Here is a 26,513-nt window from a genome sequence, read left to right as displayed (position 1 = left end):
TAAAGTATTATACATAAATAATCATAATTATTCAAACCTCGTAAAAGGCATATTTTCTATAGCACCTTCAGCACCTATTGTTTCATTTAATTTTCCGTTTATGAGAAATATAACATTATCTATTCCTTCAAATTGTGTGGCTGTATATACGAATTGGTAAATCTGAACCATTGTACCTTCATTTCCAAGAGGATTAAATTCAAAGTTTTCATTGAAATTTAAATATACTGTATTATTTTCTATAAATATATCAAGAAGTTCAGTATCTCTAGGTATGCAGCTTATGATATTTCTATTATTTTCATCATCAGTTGCCCCTATCAATAATTCATTTATAGCTTCTTCTACAGACAATTTATTAGTAAATTTTCTTTCTCTAAATATTAAAGTAATAGATCCTGTATTCTCATCATATTCAACTAAATATATACCTTCATTATTATTTTCTTTTAATTTTCTCTCTTTTAAATCTCTGCTTATATTATTATTAGCCTTTTTTATATTATAATTATTTATATCATTTTGTGCTTTTTTAATGATTTCTTTATTTTTTGTTATGTTATCTTTTATAATATTATTTTCTTTTATTGCATTATTATCTTTTATTGCATTATTATCTTTTATGATATCAGATTTTTTTTCTTCTGATGTATTATTATCTCTTTTTATATTATTATTAGGATTAACCATATCATTGATTACTCTATTATAATCTATATTTGGTTTATCGAATGAGTTTGTTATAGTATAAATAGAGCTTTGAAATATTTCTTTTTTACTTGATTTATCATCATTATTATTTCTTACTATATTATTATTTACTACATTGTTATTTTCTTTTATTATACTTTTTTCTTCCACTATATTATTATTTTCTTTTACTGTAGTTATTGGTGTATTATTATTTTGAGTATTTTTTTCATAATTTTCATCAGCATTATTTTTTTGTGTTTCATTAATATAACTAGCAGGAGGTTTTTTACTGAAAGTAGCAGTTGATGCTGGCTTCATAGTACTAGTTACTCTTCTATTATTTTCTTTTGGTTTTAAAATATTATCAAACATTCCTTGTTTCGGCTGTGTATTAGTTTTTACATCTAAATTTGAAATTTCATTTTTAGTATTATTATTTCTATTTTCTAATATCATTTGTTCAAGATAATTATATGTTTTTTCATTTTCTAAATTATTTTCTGTTTGTATTTGTGTATTATCATTTGTATTTACATTTTCCTGTTCTGTTATTTCATTTGAAAATAGTACAGATTCATGATTATTTCCATAGTCAATATAGCCACTGTCATATATTATAGAATTGCTTCTTCCGCTATTATTGAAAAAAGGTAATAGGGATTCTCTTGTTATTATTTGACCGCTTGTGTTTTCATTATCAGCAGTCATATCTAAAGTAGCTTCTATTTTTGAATTAGTTTCATATGTCATTACGGATAAAGTTTTATTTGTATCAGCTTTTATAAAGAAATTGAATAATGGTATATCATTTAAAAAGCTCATTTTATCTTGATCTTCACTTATACCATCGCTTTCAAGTACTAATGCTTCTTTATGATTTATAGAAAAGAAGTCTTTTATAGCTATATCAGCCATAGGAGAATATTTTTTTACTACGGTGAATATAACAGATGTTATTATTATAAATGCTATTGAAATTATAATTGGTTTTTTTAAATTTATTTCTTTACTTTCATTTTTAATTTGTCTAGTATACGATATACTTTTAGATTTTGATTTTAGCTGCTCGTATCTTGGCACTTTTTTCACTCCAGAATTTATATATCATTTTAATTATCGATAAAACTAGAAATGCGATTAGAATTTTATTGCAATTGTATCTTTAATTAGATATAAAAAAGCCCTTTAGAAAATATTATTTCTAAAGGGCTTTATATTTCTATTTGGTTTTTATTTTATATTAACAGCATTACGAGATAAGAAATTTTTTCTATCATTAGCATATTTAGCTTTAGAAGAAGTAGGGTATTCAGCTAAATATTTATTGTAAGTTTTGTAAGCTTTTTCAAAATCTCTAGTGTTATTATCACCTTTTTCATATATTTCAGCTAAAAGTAATATTGAATCTCCTCTTTTAGAGAAATTATCATTTTTTTCTAATGATTTTTCTAATATAGGAAGAGCATCAGATATTCTTCCAGTTTTCTTTAAACTGTCAGCAACTTCATAAGCAGCATTTCCATATACAGTAGTTTGAGAATATTTATTCATAACATCATTAAAATATGCAATAGCCTCATCATGCTTATTTTCATATTTTTTCATTACGCCCATAGAATAAATAGCAGCTGCCTTTTCATTATTATTAGCATTTTTTAATTTTGAAACTTCATTATACATATTATAGGCATTATTATAATCTTTCTTTTGATTATAAATATCCCCTATTCTAAAATAGCTGTAAACAGAATATTTTGAATCTGGATATTCACTTATAAGATTGCTGTAAGCATTAATTGCATTATTATAATCTTTTATATTTTTTAATTCTTCTGCTGAATTAAATAATGCTATAGTTACAGGATTATTTTCAATAACTTTTTTAGGTTTTGTATTTTCTTTTATTATTGAACTTTGAGCATTAGTTGAAGCCTGATTAGTTTTAATAGTTTCATTTGTATTTGTTGTAGCTGTATTATTAGTTACAGTTTCATTTGTAGAAGGCATAACATCATTAGTTACCATATCATTAGTAATCATATCATTAGTTATTACTTCATTAGTTACCATGTTATTAGTAATCATATCATTAGTTATTATTTCATTAGTTACCATGTCATTTGTTTCGTTATCAGGATCTAATATAGCATTAGTTTCTGGAGAAGCTATTCCCTGACTATTAGTTACATTGATAGTGTAGAAATATTTTCTTATGATATTTTCTTCATTATCCACTTGGAAATCAAGTTTTCCTATTCCAGCAGTTAAAGTTCTAAATGTAAGAAAAGCATTTGTTTTATCTCTTGTAAATCTTACGAAATCAAGATTAGTAGAGTAACTAGTTATACGAATATATCTATCAAAATTTGTAGCATTTAATTTTATTGAAAAAAGAGTATTTTCAGATAAATCTACAGTTTTTACCAAATCATCTTCTATAGGACCGTTTTTAACACGTGCAGCAACTGTATTAGTTACCACTTTATCATCAGGCTGAACAGTTATAGTTTCTTGTGCGAATACAACATTAAATATTGTAAACATAGCTATAATAACAGAATATAAATAAACACGCATAATTTTCTCCTAAAAGTTAGTATTATTTTCTTCGGCTTTCTACAAAATTTCTTGAGTAATCTAATTCTTCAAAACTTAAATTTTCTTTTGTTGAAAGCATTTCACCCTTCAAAATTTTTTCTTCATCTTCTTTCATAGAGTTTAAGGCTTTAGAATTTTCTTCTTCGGGTGTTAATGGTATAACATCTGGCTTGGAATTAAAACCTATTAATACCCCAAATATTACTACTAATAACAACCAAGCAGAAAGTATAATGAAAAACAAAATTTTTTTAGTTTTATAAAAATTTTTTACTTTTTCAATCATAAAATTAATACCTCTTGAAAGATTATAGAATATACTTAAAAATTTTCAACGAATTTAATTTTTTTTTGATTAAAAAAAATAAAAAATATCAAATATGCTTTAATATATTATAATTAATTGTTGTATAAAATTAAAAAAATTAATATTATATAGTTATGAAACATAATTTGAAATCGGATATAGATAAATTAGTAAGTAAGGGTATGGCATTAGAAGAGGATATCAATCTTTTGAAAGATAAGCCACTAAAAGAACTTATTAATTATTTAAACGATAATAATGCTATAATAAGAACATCTGCTTCTGTCAATTTGAAATATTATATAGATAGAGATGAGATTTGTAATATTTTATTATTGCAGTTATTTAAAGAAAAAAGTTTATATACAAAGATAGCAATATGCGAAACATTACAAAATGGGGATATTAATACCGCTTCAAAGATGATAAATTATGTAGGTATTATTGGTAAAAATCAGTATAAAACTCTGCCCAAAAAAATATCATCAAAAAAATCATACCCGCTGCCAAGGGATATAATAGCTAGAACTTTAGCTAAAATGGATATAACTATATTTAATCTATTATTGGAAATTTTGGCTACAGATGATTTAATAAAGATTTATGAAATTATAGATGCTATTGGTTATATGGCTTTTCATAATGAATCTTTACAAAACAAAAAAAATCTTAAGTATATTATTAATTTAATGAATAAATATAAAGATGATAAACTTCTTATATGGAAATGCCTTACTTGTTTATCGGCATTCAATATTGAAGAAAGCAAAGATATATTAAACAAATTTTTAAATGAATATAATAATGAAGATATTCTATTTTTGCAGGCTAAAATGTCTTTGTCTATATTAAAATCATAAATTATATATTTTACCAATTTTTTATATTGTTATATATATTGAGTATAAAAAATAATCTATTAAATTAACACTTGATAGATTAATAATTTCAATATATTATATTATACTAAAAAATAATAATTATATGAATTGTTATGCTTTTTATATAGTCAGGCAATTTTTATCATATAAGTAAAAAATATTAATGTAAGGAAAATAAATATATGACTTATCCTGAATTTTTAACTCCTTTTGTGTTTCCGCCTAATATACCAATACTTGGAGCTGTAAGATGGTATGGGCTTATGTATATAGTGGGTATTGTATCATCATGTATAATTTTATATTTTGTGAAAAAAAGAGGCTGGATAAAATTCAATCTTGATGAAAAAAACGGTGGTATATATGATATGGTATTTTATGCTGCTGTTGGTGCTATAGTAGGTGCTAGAATAGGGTATTTTCTTTTTTATTCGCCTAAAAGTTTTTTAACCCCTTGGGAGATATTAGGTATTAATATTGATAATGGATTTACCTTTACAGGTTTTGCGGGAATGTCTTTTCATGGCGGATTTATAGGTATGTTTATATCGTTATTTGTATTCAGCAAAAAATATAAATATGATTTTTATAATATCACAGATAACGGTACGCTTCCTGCAAGTTTATGTTTATTCTTCGGAAGGATAGGAAATTTTATGAATGCTGAACTTTACGGAAGAGTTACAGATTCTGTTTTTGCGATGAAGTTTCCATTATATGATGCAGTAGGCGGTTATGATAGATGGGTAGCAATGTTTCCAGCTATAAGACCTTATACAGAGCCTAGACACCCTTCGCAATTATATGAGGCTTTGCTTGAGGGATTAGTTCTTGCTTTGGTATCTTTCTTAATAGGTTATTTAAGCGAGAAAAATAAAAAAATAAGACCAGGTACAAGGCTTTGGGTTTGGATTTTCCTTTACGGACTTTTTAGAACTTTAATAGAGCAGTTTATAAGAGATGTTACAGAGTGGACTGTTGGACCAATAACAGCAGGTGCTATATATTCTGTTCCTATGATGATAATAGGTGTAGTTATGCTTATTTATATTTATACAAGAAAAGATTATAATCCTTCACCAGAAACAAATACAAAAAAGAATAAAAAGAAATAATACTTTTATAACTAATAATAAAATAAAGCCTAGTATGATAAGACATATTAGGCTTTTATTTAATTCCATTAACGCACGATAAAAGAACTTATTTATATAATTATCATACAATTATTAATTGATTCGTATTAACAGAACTTTGTTCTGCGTGCGGTGATTAATGCAATAAATTTTTAAAAAAACTTGGGTGGGCGGTTAAAAATAAAGAGAAAATAAAAAAGAAAAATGTAATAAAAATGAAATAGAAAGCAAAATATATTAAGGGTGGGGTTTTAGAGAACATTATAAAATAACAAGAAATATATTTTGTATTAATTTTTTTATTTTTTGATTTATATAATTTTAATTTTTATAAAAATCAATTATTAAAACTTTTTCAAATTTTGCGACTGTAAAAATTGATAGAAAAAATTATTTTATGATAATATCCCACTGAATTTTATTGAAGCTTTTAATATTATACATGCATTATGAATATAATTCTTTAATATGTTAAAATTAGAATAAATACATATTTATAATTATTTCACTATGCATACGAATAACTTTATAATTTGAAAAAAAAATAAAGTTATACTAAAATATAATCAATTAAATTTAGGAATAGTATTATGAAAGATATAGTGAATACAAAAGATATAAAAGTAAGAAGAAAAACTTTAGAAGAGAAATATTTTAAAGATTCAATATACTGCGTTACAGCGGAAGATTTTTCTAAAGGCAGAAATAATATAGAAGTTGTAAAATCAATGCTTGAGGCAGGTATAAAAATAGTACAGTACAGAGAAAAAGATAATCCAAATAAATATATGCGTGAGAAGTATGAGGAATGTTTAAAGATTAGAGAGCTTACAAAAGATTATGATGCATTATTTATAATAGATGATTATGCCGATTTGGCAATGGCTGTTGATGCTGACGGTGTTCATATAGGGCAGAAAGATATACCCATTGAAGCTGTGAGAAAAATTGTTGGATATGATAAAATTATAGGACTTTCTACTACTAATGAAAAAGAGGCTTTGGAGAGTATTAATACTTCTGCAGATTATATAGGGATAGGTCCAATATTTTCTACAAATACTAAACCTGATGCCAATGAATCTACAGGAATAGATTATCTAGATTATGTTGCAAATAATTTAGATGTTCCTTTTGTATGCATAGGCGGAATAAAATTAAATAATATGGATTTACTTATAGAGCATAAGGCTATGAGTTTGTGCATGCTTACGGAGATAGTTTCTTCTGAGGATATAAAAGCTAAATGCGAACTTCTAATAAAAAAAATGAAAAGATTATAAAGATTTGTATTTATACTGTACTCATAATATTTACTTTGATTTTTATTGTAAATACTTCTAATCTTAAAGAAAGCAAAGATTTAATTATAGACTCAAAATCAATAATAAGCATGATAGATAATAATAAAATGTCTATTATTTATGATTATATAAAAAATAGGTATAGAGTTTATATATTAAATACTAAAGATGATGAAGATAAAAAATATATAAATACTTATTTTCCGAGTGCTGAATATATTAGTAGTTTTAGATTTTTTATTTATACTTTATTTTTTAGAGATAAAATGATGTTTTATGCAAGCGATGATAAAGTTATTAATAAGTTAAAATTTTTCAATACCCATTACTGCAGGGTAGTCTTGGATATTGATGATATAAACAGCAATGAATATTTAACTTTGAAAGATATTAATAATACAAAACTTTTTCTCTCATTTACAAATAAAGATTTCTATAAAATAGATTCTAATTATAATAAAGATATGTCAAAATATTTAGTTACTTTAGATAAAGATTCTATAAGAGTGGTAGACGGCGATACTATAAAATACAAAGATAATTATTACAGATTCATAGGGCTTGATGCTCCTGAACTTAATCAGAATTACGGTACTAATGTTAAAGCTTATGTAATAAATAAAATATCATCTTCTTCTAATGTCAGTATGCTTATAGGTTCTTATGATGCTTTCGGAAGAATTTTATGTCATTTATTTGTAAATAATATTCCATTAGCATATTCAATGATGAAAGATAAGCAAGCCAAAGAAACAATAATGAAATATGGTGATAACGGTTTTATAAATATAGCAAGCAATATAGTTTATTTATCCAAATTTCAAGGCAGACGCCCATTTACAGATCCAGCTAAATTTAGAAGTGAAAACAGATAATAAGTATTATAAAAAATAACAGAGTATAACTTTAAAGCTAAACTCTGCTATTTTAATTTATATATATTATGCAATTAAATTAAATTTCTTTAAATCATCATCAGCGTTAGTTATTCCAGAAATACCAAATTTTGAAACTAATATATTAACTACATTAGCAGATAAAAATCCGGGAATTGTAGGTCCTAGATGAATATTTTTTACTCCCAAATATAAAAGTGAAAGTAAAACTATAACTGCCTTCTGTTCATACCAAGCTATATTATAAACTATAGGTAAATCATTAATATCATCTAATCCAAATAAATCTTTAAGTCCCAAAGCAATAACAGCTAATGAATAAGAATCATTGCATTGTCCAGCATCCAATACTCTAGGTATTCCATTGATATCTCCTAAATCCAATTTATTATATCTGTATTTAGCACATCCTGCAGTTAATATAACAGTATCTTTAGGAAGTTTTTCAGCAAATTCAGTATAATATTTTCTCTCTTTATGTCTTCCATCACATCCGCCCATAACGATAAATCTTTTTATTGCTCCTGATTTTACAGCTTCTGCTATTTTTTCTTTAAGTGATAATACTTGATTATGAGCAAAACCTCCCACTATAAATCCACTTTCTATTTCTTTAGGAGCTTTACATTTTTTGGCATGTTCTATTATAGGAGTAAAATCTTTATCGCTTTCTTTATCTGTATGACTTTCTATATGTTTCAAGCCTTCAAAACCAGCAGCTCCTGTTGTATATACTCTGTTTTTATAGCTTTCAAGAGGTGTTACTATACAGTTAGTTGTCATAAGTATAGGACCATTAAAGCTTTCAAAATCTTTTCTTTGCTCCCACCAAGCACCACCATAATTTCCTATGAAATGTTTATATTTTTTTAATTCTGGATAATAATGAGCAGGTAGCATTTCTGAATGAGTATAAATATCCACTCCTGTACCTTCAGTTTGTTTTAATAATATCTCTATATCTTTTAAATCATGTCCTGATACTAATATACCTGGATTTGTACCTACTCCAATATTCACTTTTGTAATTTCTGGATTTCCATAAGTAGAAGTATTAGCCTTATCAAGTAAAGCCATTCCATCAACGCCATTTTTTCCTGTTTCTAATATTAAATTTAAAAGTTCATCAGCATTTATATCATTTCTTAATGTTTCATTCAAAGCTCTCTGTATAAAAGCATCAACCTCTTCATTTTCATAATCCAGCATATTGGCATGTCTTATATATGCACTTAATCCCTTAACTCCATATATAACTGTTTCTTTTAAACTTCTTATATCCTTATCTTTCTCTTCCAATATTCCAACAGTTTTTGATTTAGCATCCATATCCTCTTTGCTTTTGGCAGTCCACAAAGATTCTTCAAATATTAATGATTTATCTTTTACTTTACTTGCTAATTCATTAGATAATTTTGAAGTATATTCTATTCTTTTATAAAAAACTTCCTTATCAAAATTGGCATTTGTTATTGTAGTAAATAAATTGAATGTTATATCATTATTTACTTTTTTATCTATTTTCCCACCTTCCTTTCTTATAGCTGTAGTGATATTTGAAAGTCCTTTTGTAACATGAACAAGCAAATCTTCTAAATATGCTAATTCTGGTTTTTTACCGCATACACCCGATACAGAGCATCCTGTATTATTCATCGTTTCCTGACATTGATAACAAAACATTTTATTATCCATTTGAGCCTCCATTAGTTTGTTTTTATTTTTTATCATCTGTTTTATTTATTTTGAAATCTTTATCTAATAGATAATGATCTTTGATTGTATGGCTTTCCATATAGTTTTTGAATTTTCTATTTATATCATTAACTAAATCTCCCATTATACAGTCAGAGCAGTATTTATCAGCTTTAGAATGAAATAAACAACTTCGCTGCCAATTTTTACCTTCTATTGCTTCATATATTTCTAAAAAAGAAGTATTATCCATACCTTCAGATATTTTAAATCCACCAGCAGGTCCTTTTGAAGAAGTAAGATATCCTGCTTTTACTAGTGCTTGAAGTACTTTTGATAAATGATTAGATGATACATCAAATCTTTCTGCTATATCTTTTAGTGATGCAAATTCTTTTATTGATATATAAATCATAGAGTGCAATGCTATAGCTGAAGCTTCTGATATTTGTATCATTTTTTTTCCTAATTTAGTATATTGGTACTATAATACCAAATTAGATTTTTGTCAATAGATATAATAAAAAATATAATTTATTTTAAATATGATATTAGTATTTATATCTTTACTATAAGTTTAAAAAGATTTTTTATTTGAGTAGTTCTATATTATTATTTTATTAGATTTAATAAGTTGTAGAAAGTTTATGAAATATGTATGTATTTTAAACAAAAAAGAGTTTAACTATCTAAAGCTAAACTCTTTTTATTTTATTAAATTAAGCTTTATTTAAATAATGAGTTACGCTCATAGCAGCTACTGCACCTTCTCCAACAGCATTAGCAACTTGACGAACAGGTTTAAATATAGAATCTCCGCAGGCAAATACACCTTCAATATTAGTTTCCATTGTAGACATATTTGTAACTATATGTCCTGTAGGTTTTAATTCCAATCCAGTGTCTTTTAAGAAATGTGTAGCAGGCTCCTGACCTACGAATACAAATACTCCGTCTACAGGCTGATCATGCACAGAACCGTCTAATACATTTTTAATTTTTATGCTATTAACTTTGCCATCTCCGCAAATTTCATCTATTACAGAATCAAGTACATATTCCACTTTTCCAGTATCAGTTAAATGCTTAACATTGATAGGTTCAGCTCTGAATTCTTTTCTTCTATGTACCAAATATATTTTATTTACAAATCTAGTAAGAAAATAAGATTCATCAAAAGCACTGTTTCCGCCTCCTACTACAGCAACAGTTTTGTTTCTATAGAAAGCACCATCACAAGTAGCACAGTAAGAAACACCTTTTCCAGAAAAATTTTCTTCTCCATTAGCACCTAATTTTTTGGAAAAACCGCCCATAGCAAGTATTATTGTTTTTGTTTCATAAGTTTTGCCATCAGCAGTAGTAATTTTCTTTACTTCATCTTTAATATTTTCTACTTTAACAACCTCATCATAAACTATTTCATTTTTAGAAAATTTTTCAGCATGCTGTTGCATTCTTGATACAAGTTCAAAAGAACTCATCTCTTCAGGGAAACCCAAATAATTTTCAACGGTATCAGTACTCATCATTTGACCGCCTATTCCTTTTTTTTCTATTAGAAGAGAATTAGTTAACGCTCTTCCCAAATAGAGCATAGCTGAAAGTCCAGCAGGACCTCCGCCTATTATAATGCTATCATATACAGACATTTACACACTCCTTTGATTATTAATAATAATTATTATATAGTTTTAATTATAAATAGTCAAGTTAGAATTATAAAACATTTTATTTTATTTGAAATATTTTTTATCTATCATACATATTGAAATATTTCATTTACTTAAAATGTTTTTTTACATATGCTATTATTTCACTTGCATTGGCTATTTCTCTTGAAGAATTTCCCACTCTGATATAGAATTTTTCTTCTTTGGCTCCCTGCTTATTTGTTATTTTAGTATATACAGGCTCTCTTCCTCTGCTTATATATACTATACAAATATCTTTTTCATCTTCTGTAACAAAATCTATTCTGATGCCTTCAGCAGAAAATGCATTGCCATAATATGTTTCTATTAATGTCCTTAAATGTAATTCAAAGAAATCTCTATTAGGCTGTTTTAATGTAGAATAATCATGTTCAAGTCCCAATATCTGCCCATCATTGGCAATACCTATAAAAAGCCTTCCTCCTTCTGTATTACTGAAAGCGGCAATGGATTTCATAATTACTTCTTCCAATGCCTTATTTATCTTTTCAGTATTTGCATCATAACGAAGTGTGGATTTGAACTCTACATTCGTATTTTCGCCCTCTTCTATGAGCTTTTTTATATTCATATGATTTCTTTTCAAATCTTCAATCATTCTTATATAATGTATAGCAAGCATAACTATTATCACTATAGTTACTATTACGAATATAATCAAAAATAGTATTATAGGTATTTGTATTTTACTGATAAGTGCTTTTTCTGGTATGATAATGCCTATTTGTATATTATTATCAGCAACTGAAAAAGAGCCTTTATATCCCCAATAATTGCTGTCTTTATAGAATACTTTTATCATATCTTCATTTGTTCCTTTGAACTCTTCTGTCATAATATTTGCTATAGTTACATAATCTAAATTTTGTGCATTATTATTTGAAAAAGAATATGATATTGGAAAAGTTATTTTACTATTTCCTGTTACTAAATATGCATATATATTATCAATATTTTTTAATTCAATATCATTAAAATTTACATTAAATTGTGAAATATATTCAAAAGCTATATTTTCATTTGCTATGTATATAAGATGTATATATGGTTTTCCATCTTTTATATAGAAAGAATCTATACTGAGCTGTTCAAAAGGTACTGAAGAATATTGACCTTCTGTATTAGTCGTTACAATTCGCCCCACAACCTTATAACCATTTTCTTCTTTGGTTATAGACATATAATTATTTCCTACCTGCATAGCTGCTTTTTCTATAAATTGATGTTTTGGGAAAAAGTTTGTTATTAAAATTTTATATGCTTCTGGAGCCTGATTTACTATATCAAATATAGGCGTCATTTGCATAGAAAAATAGTAAGTAGGGTAGAATATTTTTGAATATTCTTCTACAACAGAAGTTTTTACATCCTGAAAAAGCGATTTAAATATAAATTTTATAGGTATAGGACTTCTAATTTGCATATAAATTAAAATAATTATAGATAAGAACAAAATTGATATAACTACATCTCTTAATATTCTATTTTTTAATTCCGTTTTAGATAAGAACCTGCCAGATATAATCTTCATACCATATCCATTAATCTATTATTAGATACTCTCTTGTACTATAATAACATATATGCAATAATTATCAACCTATATTTATAATTAAGTTATATAAAAAATATAAATCATAGGGATTATTGCATTATATATTTAATGAGTTTAAAAAACTCAATTTTTTATCACTCTGCTCATTATCACCACCCTCATGTCCATTAAAAGTATAAACTTCAATAGCTTTTTCGCCAGCATAATTATTATAAGCAGCAAATACTGTAGAAGGCGGGCATAAAATATCCATTAGCCCTACCGAAAATAATGCTTTTACTTTAGCTCTTTTTGCAAATAATGCTCCGTCAAAATATGATAAAGTTTCAAAAGCAGTTTTTTCATGCATTCTATTAGTTTTACAAAATCTAGCTATTTCATTATAAGGTAAAGTATCAGTTATTGTACATGCCCTTTTATAATCGCATAAGAAAGGCACATCAATCATAGCAGCCTCAATTTTTTCTTTTTTTAATTCAGCAAGTGCAAGTACAGCAAGAGATATTCCTCCGCCCTGACTTGTACCATTAACAGCAATTTTTCCAGTAAGAGAATGTTCTTTTACCGCTTCTATAGATTTAAAAGCATCTACAAAAACCCTTTTATAGTAATAAGCTTTTTTATCTAATATTCCCATAGTAAGGAAACCGTCAGCATGAGGCGTTGAACCTACAGGATCTGCAGTTGTAGCTCCGTTTCCTCCTTCAGCACCTTGACCTCTTACTTCCATAACAAATACACTATATCCAGCTGAAGGAAAAAGTAAATGCTTATTAGGATAATCTCTTCCGCCACCGTATCCTGGATAACATATTATGCATGTTAATTTTTGATTATTTTCTCTGGCATATTTCGGTGCTATATACCAGCCGTTTATAGGATGTTCGCCGTATCCTTTGAAAGTTACATCCCATACATCAAATAATTTCAAATGAGTATCTATTAACTTATATTGAACTTCTGTTTTATGATTATTTTCATTTAAAGTATTAATCCAAAATTCATCAAAGTCTTTAGGCTCTTCTGTACTTCCCTTATATTTGTATAAATCTTCTAAATTCAAATCAAAAAAAGCCATATAAAAACCTCCGTAAGTTAATATATTTTTAACTATATTTGCAGTATAGTAATATATAATCTTTTTTTCAATATTTTATACAATTAAAAATTTTCATTTGTAACTATAAATAATTCACCTTCTGTAGTTACAATATATGCCTCTTTATATTTGAAAGCCCCATTTGTAAAGAAATTAGTACCCATTAAAAATGCAGTTGTAGATAAAGCATCTGCCTCTTCTGCATTCGTATGTACTATAGTTGCTGATATACTATTGTATGTAGGATATCCTATAGAAGCATCTATTATATGATGATAATTAGTACCATCTTGAGTAAAATATCTTTCATAATCTCCACTTGTTACTATAGTATAATTTGTAGATTCTAAAAGTCCCAAATAACCGTCAGCATCATTTCTAGGATTTCTTATTGCTATTACCCATGGCTTGCCTCTCTTATTAACTCCATTTGCATAGGTATCACCGCCATAATCTATTAGATAGTTTTTGATATTATATTCAGCAAATATATTTTTTAATTTTTCTATTATATAACCTTTACCATAAGAACCAAAATCAAATGTTAATGGTTTTGATAATTTTAATATTTTTTTATTATCATCATTTGTAATTATGCTTACAGCCGAATAATCTATATTAGCTAAAGCATTATCTATTTCCTTTTTTGAAGGTACTGTTTGATTTTCTTTTATTCCAAATCCCCATAATTCTATTAATGGTCTTATACTTATATCAAATGAAGGAGTTAATTTTGAATATTTTATTCCTGTTTCAAATATATGAGCCATATCTTCAGAAATTTCTATCTCTGTTTTTCCTGATAAACTTTCTTTATTTATTCTTCCTATTTCGCTTGAGGTATTATAGGGATTTAATATATTATCCATTCTGTTTATTTCATTCGTGATACTTCCTACTAATTTCTTCATATTCCTATCAGATATTTGTGCTGTTATATTAAGTATAGTATCGCTTATAACAATAGTAGAAGTTATATATTTATCTCTGCTTCTGTAAAATGAAATAGCTATTATTAATGCTACAGCTATTATTGGTATTGATAGGTATATCTTTTTTTTCATAGTGCTGATCATATCCGATAGATTATTTTATTAATTTATAAACCATTTATAAAAAATGATTGTAAAAACCAATTTTTTGTATTTATTTATTGATTTTCTATTATTAATTATAACTTGAAAATTCTATAAAATCACAAATAATTTTTTTAATTAGCTCGAATTAAAGTAAAAAAAATTACTATAATATATATAAAAATCATAAAGATATAAAAAGTGTTACAGTTTTTTATAAATAAATTGTAAAATTAGAGTAAATTTTATTAATATTAATTGATTTTCTACTATAATTGTGAAGATAATTAACAATAGATTATTTATGAAAATATAATAACTAAAGATATTAACCATGACAAAAAAATTATTATCTTTATTAATAACTTTAACTGCTATTTCTACATAAAGCCTTTATGCTGATTTGGTTGTACACCTTCATCATTACTTCAAAAGGCAAGAACTTTAAGTTTATGAAAAATAAATAGAGTTTTATGGAGATGCTGAATTATTCGGTATCTCCTTTATTTATATATTGAAATATTACTAATACACTTTCTCCGTATATTTTTACATCATATTTCATAATACCGCATATAATATCATTGAAGTTCTCATTTTCTAAAAATTTTTTATAATAATCAAGTCCAAATTCTGCAGTTAAAATTCCGTTTTCATTTAATATATTTTTACTTACTATAGAGTTTATTGTATCTAAATATATTTTAGAATGATAAGGAGGATCCAAATATATTATATCGAATTTATCATTAGTTTTTTTAACATAATCAAAAGCTGATATTCTTTTTATTTTGTATAATGTATCATCATTTTCAAATATATTTTTGGCATTTAAAAATATAGTTTTTACAGCATCTTTATCTATTTCTATCATAGTAACATGTTTGGCATTTCTACTTAGAGCCTCAAAACCCATAGCACCGCTTCCAGAACATAAATCCAAAAATACTTTATCTTTTGCATCTACTATATTAAAAAAAGCCTCTCTTACCTTACTTTGAGTAGGTCTAAAATCCCTTTTAGGAGTTATTATTTTTCTTCCTTTTTTATTTCCAGATATAATGTACATAAATTATTACCGAATATTATTATTTGTATAAAACTCTGATTTGGGCAAAAGCCGCACTTACATTTAAATAAAGTATATTTTCAGAACTTCCAATAACAAAATTAGTTTCCCCAAAACTCACACTATCTCCAGTAGGCAGCGAAACACTTCCGAAAGCACTTGCAGCTTTTATATGCACCTGCACTTTATCGCTTATAAAAATTACAGTATCAGAAAAAACGCTATTGATATCTATAGTTCTATTTCTATCTATTTCTAAATTGGATAAATCTATATTATTAGTTTTGAAATATACATTATATTTTGTTTTTTTGTTTTTAGGTATGCTTTCTCTTACATAATGCATTCCAAATAATATGTAAACCCCCAAAAATATTATTATCATACCTATAATCATTCTAAATATAGGCGTATACAATATAAAAGGCATATTAACATTAAAGCAATATCTTATAAGTATATATATTCCTGTTCCTATTACTAATATTCCAAGTAATGTTTTTGAGGCATAAAATCCAGTTCCTACGACCATAGAAATTCCCCAAGCCATTATTAAAAGTGCAACTATTATAGTAAATACAGGCGTATATGCTAAAGCAGGAATATATATATGAAAAACATATTGCAGTAATATATAAGCTCCTATCAATATTACAAAGCTTCCTATTAAAAATCGTGAAAAAATTATTTTCATAGATAATACCTTAAAACATATTTTTATATACTAACTAATAATCATAAAAAAACAAGTCTTTTTATGAAAAATTAATATGATAAAAAGTTTTTTATATATTTTGTTTGTTCAGTATTTTTTTATAAAAAATCATTAAGAACTTTTTCTAATTCTATATTCTTTCTTGTCTTTATCTTTTTTATATCATCTTTAACATCAAAAAATCCATAGCTTTAGTGAGATATAAAAAAGTTATTGGTATCAAATTTTCTGTGAATTTTTCTCCATTTTTATAATGCAGATAATTTTCTACTTCAAAAGAAGGAGTAAAATATTTCAAAGCTTTTTTTATTTTTCTTCTGAATTTCTGCTTCATAATTATTCATTCATATATGTAATATGTCCAAGCATTCTAGCCAAAGCATGACTAGACATACCATTTATTGTCTTCTGTTATTACCTGCCTTACTATTTCATTTAAAGCTATTTGCCTATTTGCATAGGAGAATACCCCATAGGACTTTCTATTATAATTGCTTTTTCCTATATTAGTACATAAGTCAGTACATTGCAAAGCCTGCATTCCTCCCATAGAGTAGTCTATAACACAATGAAGTTTTTTTATAAATTTTCATTTATGGTGTATGCTATAGTTAATACACCTATACTTGCATCATTTGTAAATTAAAATTTTTTATTTCTCTTTATTTTTATTATTTTCTTTTATATCTAAATTATCTATATCAATAAATAACTCCCATCTAAGTCTTAATGCAATACTCTTAAATTTATCAGATAAATCTTAAGCCCAGCGAATACCATGATAATTGGAATCTGGTTTAGAAAATAATGGAAACTTATTGCTCTGCCAATTGAAATTACCAGAATCTGTGATTATTCCTTCTATTGCACTTCTATGTTCTCAAATCCATTTTGTGAGAGAATTTATTACTGTATCAGCACTATGTTTTATAGTTTGAAGAAGGTATGATGTTGTTTTGTAAACAGGTAATCTCTGCTTCCAAAAGCATCGTTAAAATTCTGCTGTTTTGTATGAGCATCTAAAGTTTCAAATTTTCATTTTATATCTTCTTGAATATACAATATACGCCAAAATAATTTTGATGGATTGAAAGTTCAAAAATAAAAAATAAACTATACTAAATAGTTATCATTATTTATTCAACATAGGCATTTGCATTCTATTCATAATGATGATTGCTTTCATTTATTTTATAACTCCTAAAAATTTATAATCGTATACTTAATAATATATATCTATTATTTACAACAGTAATTTTAATTTTTTATCAAAAAATATTAATTTAAATTAAATCTATACTGCAAAGCTTCCGTAATATGATCAATACCTATTATATCTTTATCTTCTAAATCGGCTATTGTTCTTGATACTTTTAATATTTTATTATAACTTCTTGCACTCATAGAAAATTTCTCCATAGCCAAATTGAGAAGATTTTTAGCCTTATCATCTAAAATACAAAATTTTTCAGTATCTTTTATACTCATAGAAGAATTTGAAAATATTTTTATATTATTTTCCTTGAAACGTTTTTGCTGTTTTTTTCTTGCATCAATTACTATCTTTCTCATTGCTTTTGAACTTTCTCCGTCAGCTTTTGAAGTCATTTTAGCATAATCTACAGCCCTTACTTCTATTGAAATATCTATTCTATCTAGTATAGGTCCTGAAAGTTTTGCTATATACTTTCTTCTAGCAATATCCGAGCATCTGCAAGCATGTTTTTCATCTCCATAATAACCGCAAGGACATGGATTCATAGCAGCAATTAATGTGAAATTAGCAGGGAAAGAAAGGCTTCCATTTGCTCTGCTTATAGTAATAGTTTTCTCTTCCATAGGCTCTCTTAAAGTTTGAAGTGCTGAGCTTTGAAACTCCACAAACTCATCAAGAAATAAAATTCCATTATGTGCTAAAGTAATTTCACCAGCTTTTATATTTCTTCCACCTCCTACAAGACTTACATAAGAAGAAGTATGATGCGGTATTCTAAACGGACGCTTCTTTACTATTGGCATATTCTTAGATAAAAGTCCATAAGAAGAATAAATTTTTGTAACCTCTAATGCCTCTTCAAAAGTTAGAGGAGGAAGTATTGTAGGTATTCTCTTTGCTATCAATGTTTTTCCGCATCCGGGAGAACCTATCATTATAAAATTATGTCCTCCAGCTGCCGCTATCATAGCTGCCCTTTTGGCATATTCCTGACCTTTAACATCTGAAAAATCTACTGTTTCATCTTCATTATTATAAAAATTAAATTTTCCTTCAGATATTATAGGTGCTTTTTTCCCTTCTATGGCATTTATAGCTTCTTTTAAAGTTTTTACAGGATAAAGATTCATTCCATCAACAATATTAGCCTCTTCTATATTATTAAAAGGTATAATGGCATTTTTTATTCCTAGTTCTTTTGCATTAAGAAGCATTGAAAATATACCCTTAACTTCCCTTACACTTCCGTCCAATGCCAACTCTCCAAGTATAATAGTTTCTTCCATAAAATCTGAAAAAAATACTTGAGCACTAGAAGAAAGTATTCCCAAAGCAAATGCTAAATCATACATACTTCCTGTTTTCTTTAAATCTGCTGGTGCTAAATTGATAGTTATTCTTTTAGGAGGAAAAAATCTATCACTGTTATTAATTGCAGCTATTACTCTCTCTTTTGCTTCATTAACGGCTTGATCTGGAAGTCCTACCACATCAAATTTTGGAAGTCCCTCTGATATATTAACTTCTATTACAATTGGTATTCCTTCTATCCCATATAGAGCTTCTGAATATATTTTTGTATGCATATAAAAACTCCATTATATCAATGTTTATATGCATTAGTTAAACAAATTTTTTTTATGATTTAAGCCAGAATTATTTTAAAATTATGATTTTTTATTAGTAAATTGATAAATTACTTAAATAAATACAAATAAGATTTTTTTTAATTTTTTAATTTTTTAATTTTATAATATCTGTTTCATTTTCTTTTTTATATTTACTTTCTTCATTAGAATCATTAATTATAACAAATTGGCATTTTCTATCTTTAACATTATATTCAGATGAATGAGTAGAGCCGTATCCTATATATCTAAGTCTTGTTTTATCTATACCTTTATCTATTAATTTATTATATATAGCTTTGGCTCTGTTTTCTGATAAATATATATTATAATTAGAATCTCCTCTATTGTCGCTATGACCTTCTATTATAAGATTAATATCTCTATTTTCTTTCAAATATTTATAAATTTCATTTATACCATTATCATATTCTTTTTTTAATTCATAAGAATCAAAATCAAAACTTATAATATTAGCAGTGATTAATACTTCATTTTTATCATTATTTATCACTATTTTGACTTCTTCTTTTTTATCTATCGTTTCTATTTTTTTATATTCTTCTACTTTAGTATTTACAGGATTAGTAATAGTTTTTATTTCATTCTTTTGAGTATATGTTTTTGATGCAGTTTTTATAGATTCACTATTATCATTATAAAGTACTGCATGTAATTGCTTGCTTAATGCTAATACAATAACATGTTTATCATTAGTAGAGCATGATACTGAAAATATAATGGAAACTGATAAAAAAATTAAAGTAAAAATTTTGTTTTTCATAATTCAACTTCTTAAATATAATTTTTATCTTATAGTAAATCTAGCTCCGAGAAGCACCTCATGAGCATCGAAAAATCCAAAACCTAATATATATCTATAGCCTAAATCTATAGCCAGCCAATCAAGTACATTATATGTTAAACCAGCATTTATACCAAATGCAAAAGAACTTCTAGTAATAAGTGCTTTTCCTAAATTATCATAATGATGAACTATTTGATATAATCTATTTCCAAAAGATAAACCTATATAAATATTCATAAGCGGTGTTCTGCTATAAAGTACTCTTGAAGTAACAGTATCTAATTCACTATTTTTTAAGAAAAATATATTTATATCATAATAAATACTTCCCATTATACTTTGCATCCAAGTTTCTTTTTTATTAATTACTCCCTGAAACATATATTCTATATCGAATCTTAAAGGTATTAATCTAGTTTTTCTAAATAAATCATATCCTACAGCAAAACCTCCTCCTACATAATTATTTTTTTCACGAAAAGGAAGTTTTCCTAATTCTAATCTATTAGTTTTATTTAAAGCCTCAAGTTTAAAGTTTATTTTGGGAGCTATATAAACACCTGAAAAAGTTGCTGAAAATAAATTTTTATTTGAAAAGGCAACAATAAAAAATAATAATATAATTACTAATCGTTTCATATAACAACCCTTTTATTTTAAGTAAACAAAATTATTTTTAAATAAATTATTAGTATTATTAATAAATAAAATACTGCTATTATAAAAATTATTTATCCTTAATCTATTAGTATAAATATTAAAATTATAACTGCTTGTTCTTTCTAAATTAGTTTGAGGCGGATATACAGTCATTTCAATATTTGGTATAGGCACTATAACTAAAGTTCCTGTTTTGCATGAAGTAAATAATGTTATTGATAACAACAATAATAAAAATATTTTTTTCATAATTATCACTTCCTAAGATCTGGTATAGGGAATCTTGCTGCTATGGCAAATTCATGCGATAGTACATTATCCAAACCATACAATATTCTGTAGCCTATATCTAAATTAAGAAAACTTGCAACATATATATCAAATCCCACAGCACCTCCTATTGCAAATGCAGGCTTTGGTATAGTTACCGTAGTTTTTACTTTACCGCTGTCTTCAAACCATCTATCATAAGTATTAGCATTTATCTTGGTGCCCATAAGCATACCTAAATACAAAGACATTATTGGAGTTCTTCTATATATTTCTTCAGCTGTGATAGTTCTCAATTCGCTTTTTTTGATATGAAATATATGAATGCTATAATATGCAGCAGCTAATATAGAATGCTGAGATTGCTTTACTATATTTCCTGCATAATAATTTCCTGTCATACCATCTTTGAAAGTGTATTCTAATTCTAATCTTAAAGGTAAACTTCTTTGATATTTGTAAAAGTCAAAACCTGTAGAAAAACCTGCTCCAAGATAATTATTTATTATACGCTTTCCTTTATCATTATTAATACCTGAATCATTAAAATTATATACGATTTTTGGTGCTATATAAAATGATTCAATTATTGGAAATAAAGATGAACTCATAAAGCAAGTCATTATTATTAATAATAAAATTCTTTTTAATAAAATTCTTTTCATGATAAAAACCTTATAAAACATTATCAATTATTAAAATAATATACCTATAGCCAATCTTGGAAGAGGTATGATTCTAATACCCGGAGTAAATGAATATCCTAAATCAAGTAAAGATATATCTATAAAAGGACGTACTTCCCAATCAGAACCAATTTTAGCAAATAGATCTATTCTAAATCCCATTTCTCCAGATATATAAAAGTCAAAAACAGATGTTGTTTTATATCTTATACTTCCATCATCTCTCAATTCTTTACCATTTACTATAAATGTTGTCATGCCTACTTTAGGAAGTAAAAAGAATCCACTTGCTGTATTATCTTTATTGAAATAAAATCTTACTCCTATTGAAGCAGGTATAGCTATTGTACTTCCATCATAGAATTTAGTTAAAGTTGGGGAGTTTATGATATTTCCTGAATTATCAGTAATAGGTTTTCCTGATGTTCCATGATGTGTATCAAAAGCATAGAATCCTAAAGTTACATCAAGGGATTGCTTTGGAAGATATGTATAGTTATATGATAGTCTGATTCCAAATTTACCGTCATAAACTTTTCCATTAGCACCTTCTTTAGGCTTAAAAACTAAATCTGTTATAATAGGTATTGTACCCATAGAAAATAAAGTAGTTCCAAAATCTACACCTAAAGAATGTTTTAAATAATCTTGAGCATTAACTTCAATACTTGATATAAAAACTATTAAAGATATAAAAATAATTATTTTCTTTATATTCATAATACAAATCCATTAAAATCTTAAACTAAATCCTATTCTAGGAAATAATGCAAACCTCACATTTAAAGCTATATTTCTTGTCCAACCAGGTAAGCTATTCCAAGCAGGTATATTAAAAGCCGAAAATCCTGAAGTTAATGAAGTAACTCCTCCAGTAACAGTATTATATACATTTTCAGCCCAAGGTCTTACATAATATCCTATTTCAAGTAATGCTATATCTATAGTTGGTTTTACTTTCCATTCTTTTGTAGGGAATAATTCTATATTCCATCCTATTTCATAAGAAACATATAAGGCAGCGTCATATATTGTATGATCTGTTTTTATACCTGTAAGTCCGTTTTCTGTAGAAACTGTATAGAAAAATGCATCTATACCGAAACGAAATGCATTATAAAATTGTCTTTTAGGTCCGTAAAATTTTACTCCGAAAGTTGATGGCATAAACATAAAAGAAGCATTAAAAGTAGTATCTGTTGCTATAACAGAACCATAATCAGGCTGTCCTAAAGCTTCTAATAATTTTCCTGCATTCTCTTTCGAAATAGTTAAATTATATGTACTTGAATAAACCCCTATACCTACCTCTATTGCTATCTGTTTATGCACAAATAATGAATATGCTATAGAAGGTATATACCAAGCTGAACCTTTAGCATCTGCATAATCGAAATATTTATTAATATCTCCTAAATTCACTCCAATAAGTGATGTTAAATTTACAGCATTATTAGCAGCAGTATTAAATAGTAATGGATAAAATATAGCACCACCAGGATTTAGGTTTATGCTAATCATCTGTCTTCCTTTTATCCAACTATAATCATCTCCTGTTACCTCTGTTGAAAGAGGAAGACCTTTAGAAAAAGCATAAAAATTAAAACAAAACAAAATAGATAATAATATAAAAACTTTTCTCATAATAAGAACTCAATATTTATTTAATGGTTTCGCCTTTAGAAAAACCACCATTAGAATTTGCTAATATATTTTCAATTTCTTTTCTTTTTTCAGGAGGCAAATTAGTTCCTTCAAGAATTTTATCAGGATTTAAATCTATATTGCCGTTTCCTCCGTTATTAATAATAGTATCTAAAAGATTACCAATAACAGCCTCTCCTCCTTCATCATCCAAAACATCAAGTATAGCATCTACTGCTTTTTTAGCATCTTCATTTATTTCTACTACATAAAGTCCGTTTCCTGTAGGAGCTGTCATTATGTATCCGTTTCCATTATCATTTTTGTAAATACCGCCCAATCCCAATACAGGTACATCAAAAGTATAATTTCCAGTGTTTTGACTGCTTCCTCCAATAGTAAGTTTATCTCCATTTACATTAACACCAGACCAATTTCCGCTTTGCATTTTTGAAAGTATCAAATCTGCTCCAGGTTTAGTAATTTTTACCCCATAATCTTTAGTGCATGAAGTTATAAATAGAATCAATATAATTGAAATAATAGATAGTGTTTTCATAGCATATATCCATAAAGTAACTTATTTTTTATAACATTTATACAGAATACCATTAATGTAAAAATTACAATTTTAAATACAATTTTTTTTGCATTTTTTTGCGTTTTTTTAATAAAAATTATAAATTTATTTCAATTTTTATAGATTTTTTAATTAATCATTAAAAAAATGGAATTATTTTTATCTGATATTTGATATTTTGAATGTATATAAAACATTAAATATCAATTAAATTTGATATATAATGTTGTGATACATAACTTTGTTTTTTAGATAATATATTTTTTAATTAATTATTTCATACTTTTTTGCTTTTCTTTTTTATCTATTATGGATCTTCCAGCGAGTTCGTTTTTTATATCGTTAATAGTTATTCCTTTTTCTACCATCAGAACTAAACTATGATAAAGCAAATCGGATAATTCGTATATAGTTTCTTTGTTGCTTTCGTTTTTGGCGCCTATTATAACTTCGGTACATTCTTCTCCAACTTTTTTTAATATCTTATCTATTCCGCTATTGAATAAATATGTTGTATAAGAGCCTTCTGTTTGATTAATTTTTCTTCCCCTTATGAGTTCATATAATTTATCAATAGAAAAATCTTTATAATTTTCTTTTGAATATACTTCATTAAAGAAACATGATTCTTTTCCAGTATGGCAAGCATAACCATCTTTTATCACTTCAACGATTAAAGCATCATTATCACAGTCGCTTTTTATAGATTGTATATGCTGATAATTTCCAGATGTTTCTCCTTTTCTCCATAGTTCCTGTCTACTTCTGCTGTAGAAACAAGTTTTTTCTTCTCTTATGCTTATTTCAAGACTTTCTTTATTCATATATGCTAAGGTTAAAACTTCTTTTGTATAATAATCTATAACTATAGCAGGTATTAGTCCTTTATCATCAAATTTTAATTTTTCTATTATGTCTTTTATTTCTTTAGAATTATCCATAAAATTATCCGTATAAATTTAAAATATCATTAACAGTAATTATGATGTAAATATGATTTTTTTGCAATATTTGATTTAGAATTAATTTTGTTTATAAGTTGTATTTGTATATTTTTTATTATTAAATATAATTTACAATCTTTGTTTAGATGAAGAAGGAATATCGGTATTTATTTTAACTAATATAAGAAAATATTAATTAAAATTATAAAAAATAGTAAAAAAAGTATTAGATAGTATTGATTTTTTTGTTTTGTTGCTTTATAATGCTCTCACTTTCATAAAAGCGATTAAAGCGTATAGTATGTTTTTCTCACTATGATTAAGTTTTAATACTATAATTGCTCAGTTTTAAATACTGTTTCGTGTTTGAAGTTTTATTAAAAAATATGTTTAATAGTGTCATGCATTTTTAATGTATTGGCTTGTAAAAAAAAATAAAGAATTAGAGGTTTTGTATTTTATGCCTACAATTAATCAATTAGTAAGAAAAGGTCGCAAGCGTATAATAAATAAAACAAAATCGCCTGCATTAATGAAATGTCCGCAAAGAGAAGGGGTATGTACTCGTGTAACAACAACTACACCTAAAAAACCTAACTCAGCTATGCGTAAAATTGCCCGTGTAAGAGTAACAAATGGCATGGAAGTAACAGCTTATATTCCTGGTATAGACCATACATTGCAAGAGCATAACCGTGTGCTTATAAGAGGTGGTCGTGTTAAAGACTTGCCAGGTTGTCGTTATCACATAGTTCGCGGAAGTCGTGAAGCTACAGGTGTAGAAAAGAGAATGAAAGCTAGAAGTAAGTATGGTACTAAGAAACCAAAGGCTTAATGGAGTGAATTAATATGGCTAGAAGAAGAAGAGCACAAACTAGAAAAATAGATGCTGATCCTATTTACGGAAGTGTTGTTATTAGTAAGTTTATAAACAAGCTAATGTATGATGGTAAAAAGAGTAAGGCTGAAAATATATTTTATAAGGCTATGGATTTAGTTAAAGAAAAAACAGGTAAAGATGGATTAGAGGCTTTTGATGAAGCAATAGGGAATATCAAGCCTCGTGTAGAAGTAAAATCAAGAAGAGTTGGAGGTTCTACATATCAGGTTCCTGTTGATGTAAGACCAGACAGACAGAATTCTTTAGCATTTACATGGCTTATAGATGCTTCAAGAAAAAGAGGCGGAAGAAGTATGATAGAACGTTTATCAAATGAAATAGTGGACGCTATAGATGGAAAAGGTCAGGCTGTTGCTAAGAGAGATACAGTTCATAGAATGGCTGAAGGTAACAAAGCATTTGCACACTTTAGGTGGTAATATTTAAGGAGAGATTTT

Annotated in this window: 28 protein-coding genes; 6 read left to right on the top strand and 22 right to left on the bottom strand. The window is 26.4% G+C overall.

Annotation, left to right across the window (positions count from 1 at the left end):
* Nucleotides 1-27 precede the first annotated feature (27 nt).
* From Q1J76_RS11345 to Q1J76_RS11335, 3 genes are all read right to left on the bottom strand, one after another.
* The gene (locus Q1J76_RS11345) at nucleotides 28-1,773 is read right to left on the bottom strand and encodes a GerMN domain-containing protein (protein WP_300370412.1); all 1,746 of its coding nucleotides are present in this window, start codon (nucleotides 1,771-1,773) and stop codon (nucleotides 28-30) included.
* Between the two features lie 150 nt (nucleotides 1,774-1,923).
* A complete protein-coding gene (locus Q1J76_RS11340) occupies nucleotides 1,924-3,270 on the bottom strand; it encodes a tetratricopeptide repeat protein (RefSeq protein WP_300370409.1) in 1,347 nt (448 codons plus the stop codon).
* Nucleotides 3,271-3,292: 22 nt separating this feature from the next.
* Nucleotides 3,293-3,577 carry a hypothetical protein gene (locus tag Q1J76_RS11335; RefSeq protein WP_300370406.1) on the bottom strand — a complete coding sequence of 95 codons (285 nt, stop codon included), beginning with the start codon at nucleotides 3,575-3,577 and terminating at the stop codon, nucleotides 3,293-3,295.
* Nucleotides 3,578-3,732: 155 nt separating this feature from the next.
* Here Q1J76_RS11335 and Q1J76_RS11330 point away from each other — a divergent pair, with 155 nt between their 5' ends.
* The 4 genes from Q1J76_RS11330 to Q1J76_RS11315 all read left to right on the top strand — a co-directional run bounded on the left by Q1J76_RS11330 (nucleotide 3,733) and on the right by Q1J76_RS11315 (nucleotide 7,794).
* The gene (locus Q1J76_RS11330) at nucleotides 3,733-4,458 is read left to right on the top strand and encodes a hypothetical protein (protein WP_300370403.1); all 726 of its coding nucleotides are present in this window, start codon (nucleotides 3,733-3,735) and stop codon (nucleotides 4,456-4,458) included.
* A 203-nt stretch (nucleotides 4,459-4,661) separates the two neighbouring features.
* A complete protein-coding gene (gene lgt / locus Q1J76_RS11325; protein WP_300370400.1) occupies nucleotides 4,662-5,594 on the top strand; it encodes a prolipoprotein diacylglyceryl transferase in 933 nt (310 codons plus the stop codon).
* Nucleotides 5,595-6,205: 611 nt separating this feature from the next.
* A complete protein-coding gene (gene thiE / locus Q1J76_RS11320) occupies nucleotides 6,206-6,898 on the top strand; it encodes a thiamine phosphate synthase (RefSeq protein WP_300370397.1) in 693 nt (230 codons plus the stop codon).
* Nucleotides 6,862-7,794 (top strand): thermonuclease family protein, encoded by a 933-nt coding sequence (locus Q1J76_RS11315; protein ID WP_300370394.1) that lies wholly within the window; start codon nucleotides 6,862-6,864, stop codon nucleotides 7,792-7,794. The genes thiE and Q1J76_RS11315 overlap by 37 nt, the downstream gene beginning before the upstream one ends.
* 66 nt (nucleotides 7,795-7,860) lie before the next feature.
* On the opposite strand, the gene hcp is transcribed toward Q1J76_RS11315, so the two are convergent.
* The 19 genes from hcp to hisIE form a co-directional block, all read right to left on the bottom strand.
* Complete coding sequence (gene hcp / locus Q1J76_RS11310) at nucleotides 7,861-9,510, bottom strand: hydroxylamine reductase (protein ID WP_300370391.1); 1,650 nt, start codon at nucleotides 9,508-9,510, stop codon at nucleotides 7,861-7,863.
* Nucleotides 9,511-9,532: 22 nt separating this feature from the next.
* Complete coding sequence (locus tag Q1J76_RS11305; protein ID WP_300370388.1) at nucleotides 9,533-9,967, bottom strand: RrF2 family transcriptional regulator; 435 nt, start codon at nucleotides 9,965-9,967, stop codon at nucleotides 9,533-9,535.
* 262 nt (nucleotides 9,968-10,229) lie between these two features.
* Nucleotides 10,230-11,162, bottom strand: a complete 933-nt coding sequence (gene trxB, locus Q1J76_RS11300) for a thioredoxin-disulfide reductase (RefSeq protein WP_300370385.1) — start codon at nucleotides 11,160-11,162, stop codon at nucleotides 10,230-10,232.
* 130 nt (nucleotides 11,163-11,292) lie between these two features.
* Complete coding sequence (locus Q1J76_RS11295) at nucleotides 11,293-12,756, bottom strand: AlbA family DNA-binding domain-containing protein (RefSeq protein WP_300370382.1); 1,464 nt, start codon at nucleotides 12,754-12,756, stop codon at nucleotides 11,293-11,295.
* Between the two features lie 121 nt (nucleotides 12,757-12,877).
* Entirely contained in the window at nucleotides 12,878-13,858 is a 981-nt protein-coding gene (locus Q1J76_RS11290) for an acetylxylan esterase (protein ID WP_300370379.1), read from the bottom strand.
* An 83-nt stretch (nucleotides 13,859-13,941) separates the two neighbouring features.
* Entirely contained in the window at nucleotides 13,942-14,943 is a 1,002-nt protein-coding gene (locus Q1J76_RS11285) for an FAD:protein FMN transferase (protein ID WP_300370376.1), read from the bottom strand.
* 499 nt (nucleotides 14,944-15,442) lie between these two features.
* The gene (gene rsmD, locus Q1J76_RS11280) at nucleotides 15,443-16,024 is read right to left on the bottom strand and encodes a 16S rRNA (guanine(966)-N(2))-methyltransferase RsmD (protein ID WP_300370373.1); all 582 of its coding nucleotides are present in this window, start codon (nucleotides 16,022-16,024) and stop codon (nucleotides 15,443-15,445) included.
* 19 nt (nucleotides 16,025-16,043) lie between these two features.
* The gene (locus tag Q1J76_RS11275; RefSeq protein ID WP_300370372.1) at nucleotides 16,044-16,718 is read right to left on the bottom strand and encodes a hypothetical protein; all 675 of its coding nucleotides are present in this window, start codon (nucleotides 16,716-16,718) and stop codon (nucleotides 16,044-16,046) included.
* A gap of 178 nt (nucleotides 16,719-16,896) precedes the next feature.
* Nucleotides 16,897-17,073, bottom strand: a complete 177-nt coding sequence (locus Q1J76_RS11270) for a hypothetical protein (protein ID WP_300370370.1) — start codon at nucleotides 17,071-17,073, stop codon at nucleotides 16,897-16,899.
* Nucleotides 17,074-17,124: 51 nt separating this feature from the next.
* Entirely contained in the window at nucleotides 17,125-17,289 is a 165-nt protein-coding gene (locus Q1J76_RS11265; protein ID WP_300370365.1) for a hypothetical protein, read from the bottom strand.
* Nucleotides 17,290-18,017: 728 nt separating this feature from the next.
* A complete protein-coding gene (locus Q1J76_RS11260) occupies nucleotides 18,018-19,541 on the bottom strand; it encodes a YifB family Mg chelatase-like AAA ATPase (RefSeq protein ID WP_300370362.1) in 1,524 nt (507 codons plus the stop codon).
* 148 nt (nucleotides 19,542-19,689) lie between these two features.
* Nucleotides 19,690-20,367, bottom strand: a complete 678-nt coding sequence (locus tag Q1J76_RS11255; RefSeq protein ID WP_300370360.1) for an OmpA family protein — start codon at nucleotides 20,365-20,367, stop codon at nucleotides 19,690-19,692.
* Between the two features lie 24 nt (nucleotides 20,368-20,391).
* A complete protein-coding gene (locus Q1J76_RS11250) occupies nucleotides 20,392-21,030 on the bottom strand; it encodes an outer membrane protein (protein WP_300370357.1) in 639 nt (212 codons plus the stop codon).
* Nucleotides 21,031-21,042: 12 nt separating this feature from the next.
* Nucleotides 21,043-21,300: a hypothetical protein gene (locus Q1J76_RS11245; protein WP_300370354.1), complete on the bottom strand. Its 258-nt coding sequence runs from the start codon at nucleotides 21,298-21,300 to the stop codon at nucleotides 21,043-21,045.
* Nucleotides 21,301-21,305: 5 nt separating this feature from the next.
* Nucleotides 21,306-21,986: a cell envelope biogenesis protein OmpA gene (locus Q1J76_RS11240; RefSeq protein WP_300370351.1), complete on the bottom strand. Its 681-nt coding sequence runs from the start codon at nucleotides 21,984-21,986 to the stop codon at nucleotides 21,306-21,308.
* 30 nt (nucleotides 21,987-22,016) lie between these two features.
* Nucleotides 22,017-22,727 carry a hypothetical protein gene (locus Q1J76_RS11235; protein ID WP_300370348.1) on the bottom strand — a complete coding sequence of 237 codons (711 nt, stop codon included), beginning with the start codon at nucleotides 22,725-22,727 and terminating at the stop codon, nucleotides 22,017-22,019.
* A gap of 12 nt (nucleotides 22,728-22,739) precedes the next feature.
* A complete protein-coding gene (locus Q1J76_RS11230; protein ID WP_300370345.1) occupies nucleotides 22,740-23,651 on the bottom strand; it encodes a hypothetical protein in 912 nt (303 codons plus the stop codon).
* A 16-nt stretch (nucleotides 23,652-23,667) separates the two neighbouring features.
* A complete protein-coding gene (locus tag Q1J76_RS11225; protein ID WP_300370342.1) occupies nucleotides 23,668-24,210 on the bottom strand; it encodes a glycoside hydrolase family protein in 543 nt (180 codons plus the stop codon).
* A gap of 293 nt (nucleotides 24,211-24,503) precedes the next feature.
* Nucleotides 24,504-25,172 carry a bifunctional phosphoribosyl-AMP cyclohydrolase/phosphoribosyl-ATP diphosphatase HisIE gene (gene hisIE, locus Q1J76_RS11220; protein ID WP_300370339.1) on the bottom strand — a complete coding sequence of 223 codons (669 nt, stop codon included), beginning with the start codon at nucleotides 25,170-25,172 and terminating at the stop codon, nucleotides 24,504-24,506.
* A gap of 415 nt (nucleotides 25,173-25,587) precedes the next feature.
* Here hisIE and rpsL point away from each other — a divergent pair, with 415 nt between their 5' ends.
* Nucleotides 25,588-26,010 carry a 30S ribosomal protein S12 gene (rpsL, locus tag Q1J76_RS11215; protein WP_498034142.1) on the top strand — a complete coding sequence of 141 codons (423 nt, stop codon included), beginning with the start codon at nucleotides 25,588-25,590 and terminating at the stop codon, nucleotides 26,008-26,010.
* A 14-nt stretch (nucleotides 26,011-26,024) separates the two neighbouring features.
* Nucleotides 26,025-26,495, top strand: a complete 471-nt coding sequence (gene rpsG / locus Q1J76_RS11210; RefSeq protein ID WP_300370336.1) for a 30S ribosomal protein S7 — start codon at nucleotides 26,025-26,027, stop codon at nucleotides 26,493-26,495.
* Nucleotides 26,496-26,513: the final 18 nt, after the last annotated feature.

Source organism: Brachyspira sp., from assembly GCF_029258575.1.
Lineage (GTDB): Bacteria > Spirochaetota > Brachyspiria > Brachyspirales > Brachyspiraceae > Brachyspira.
Note: the sequence above shows the minus strand (reverse complement) of the source record. Positions and strands in the feature narration are given on the sequence as shown.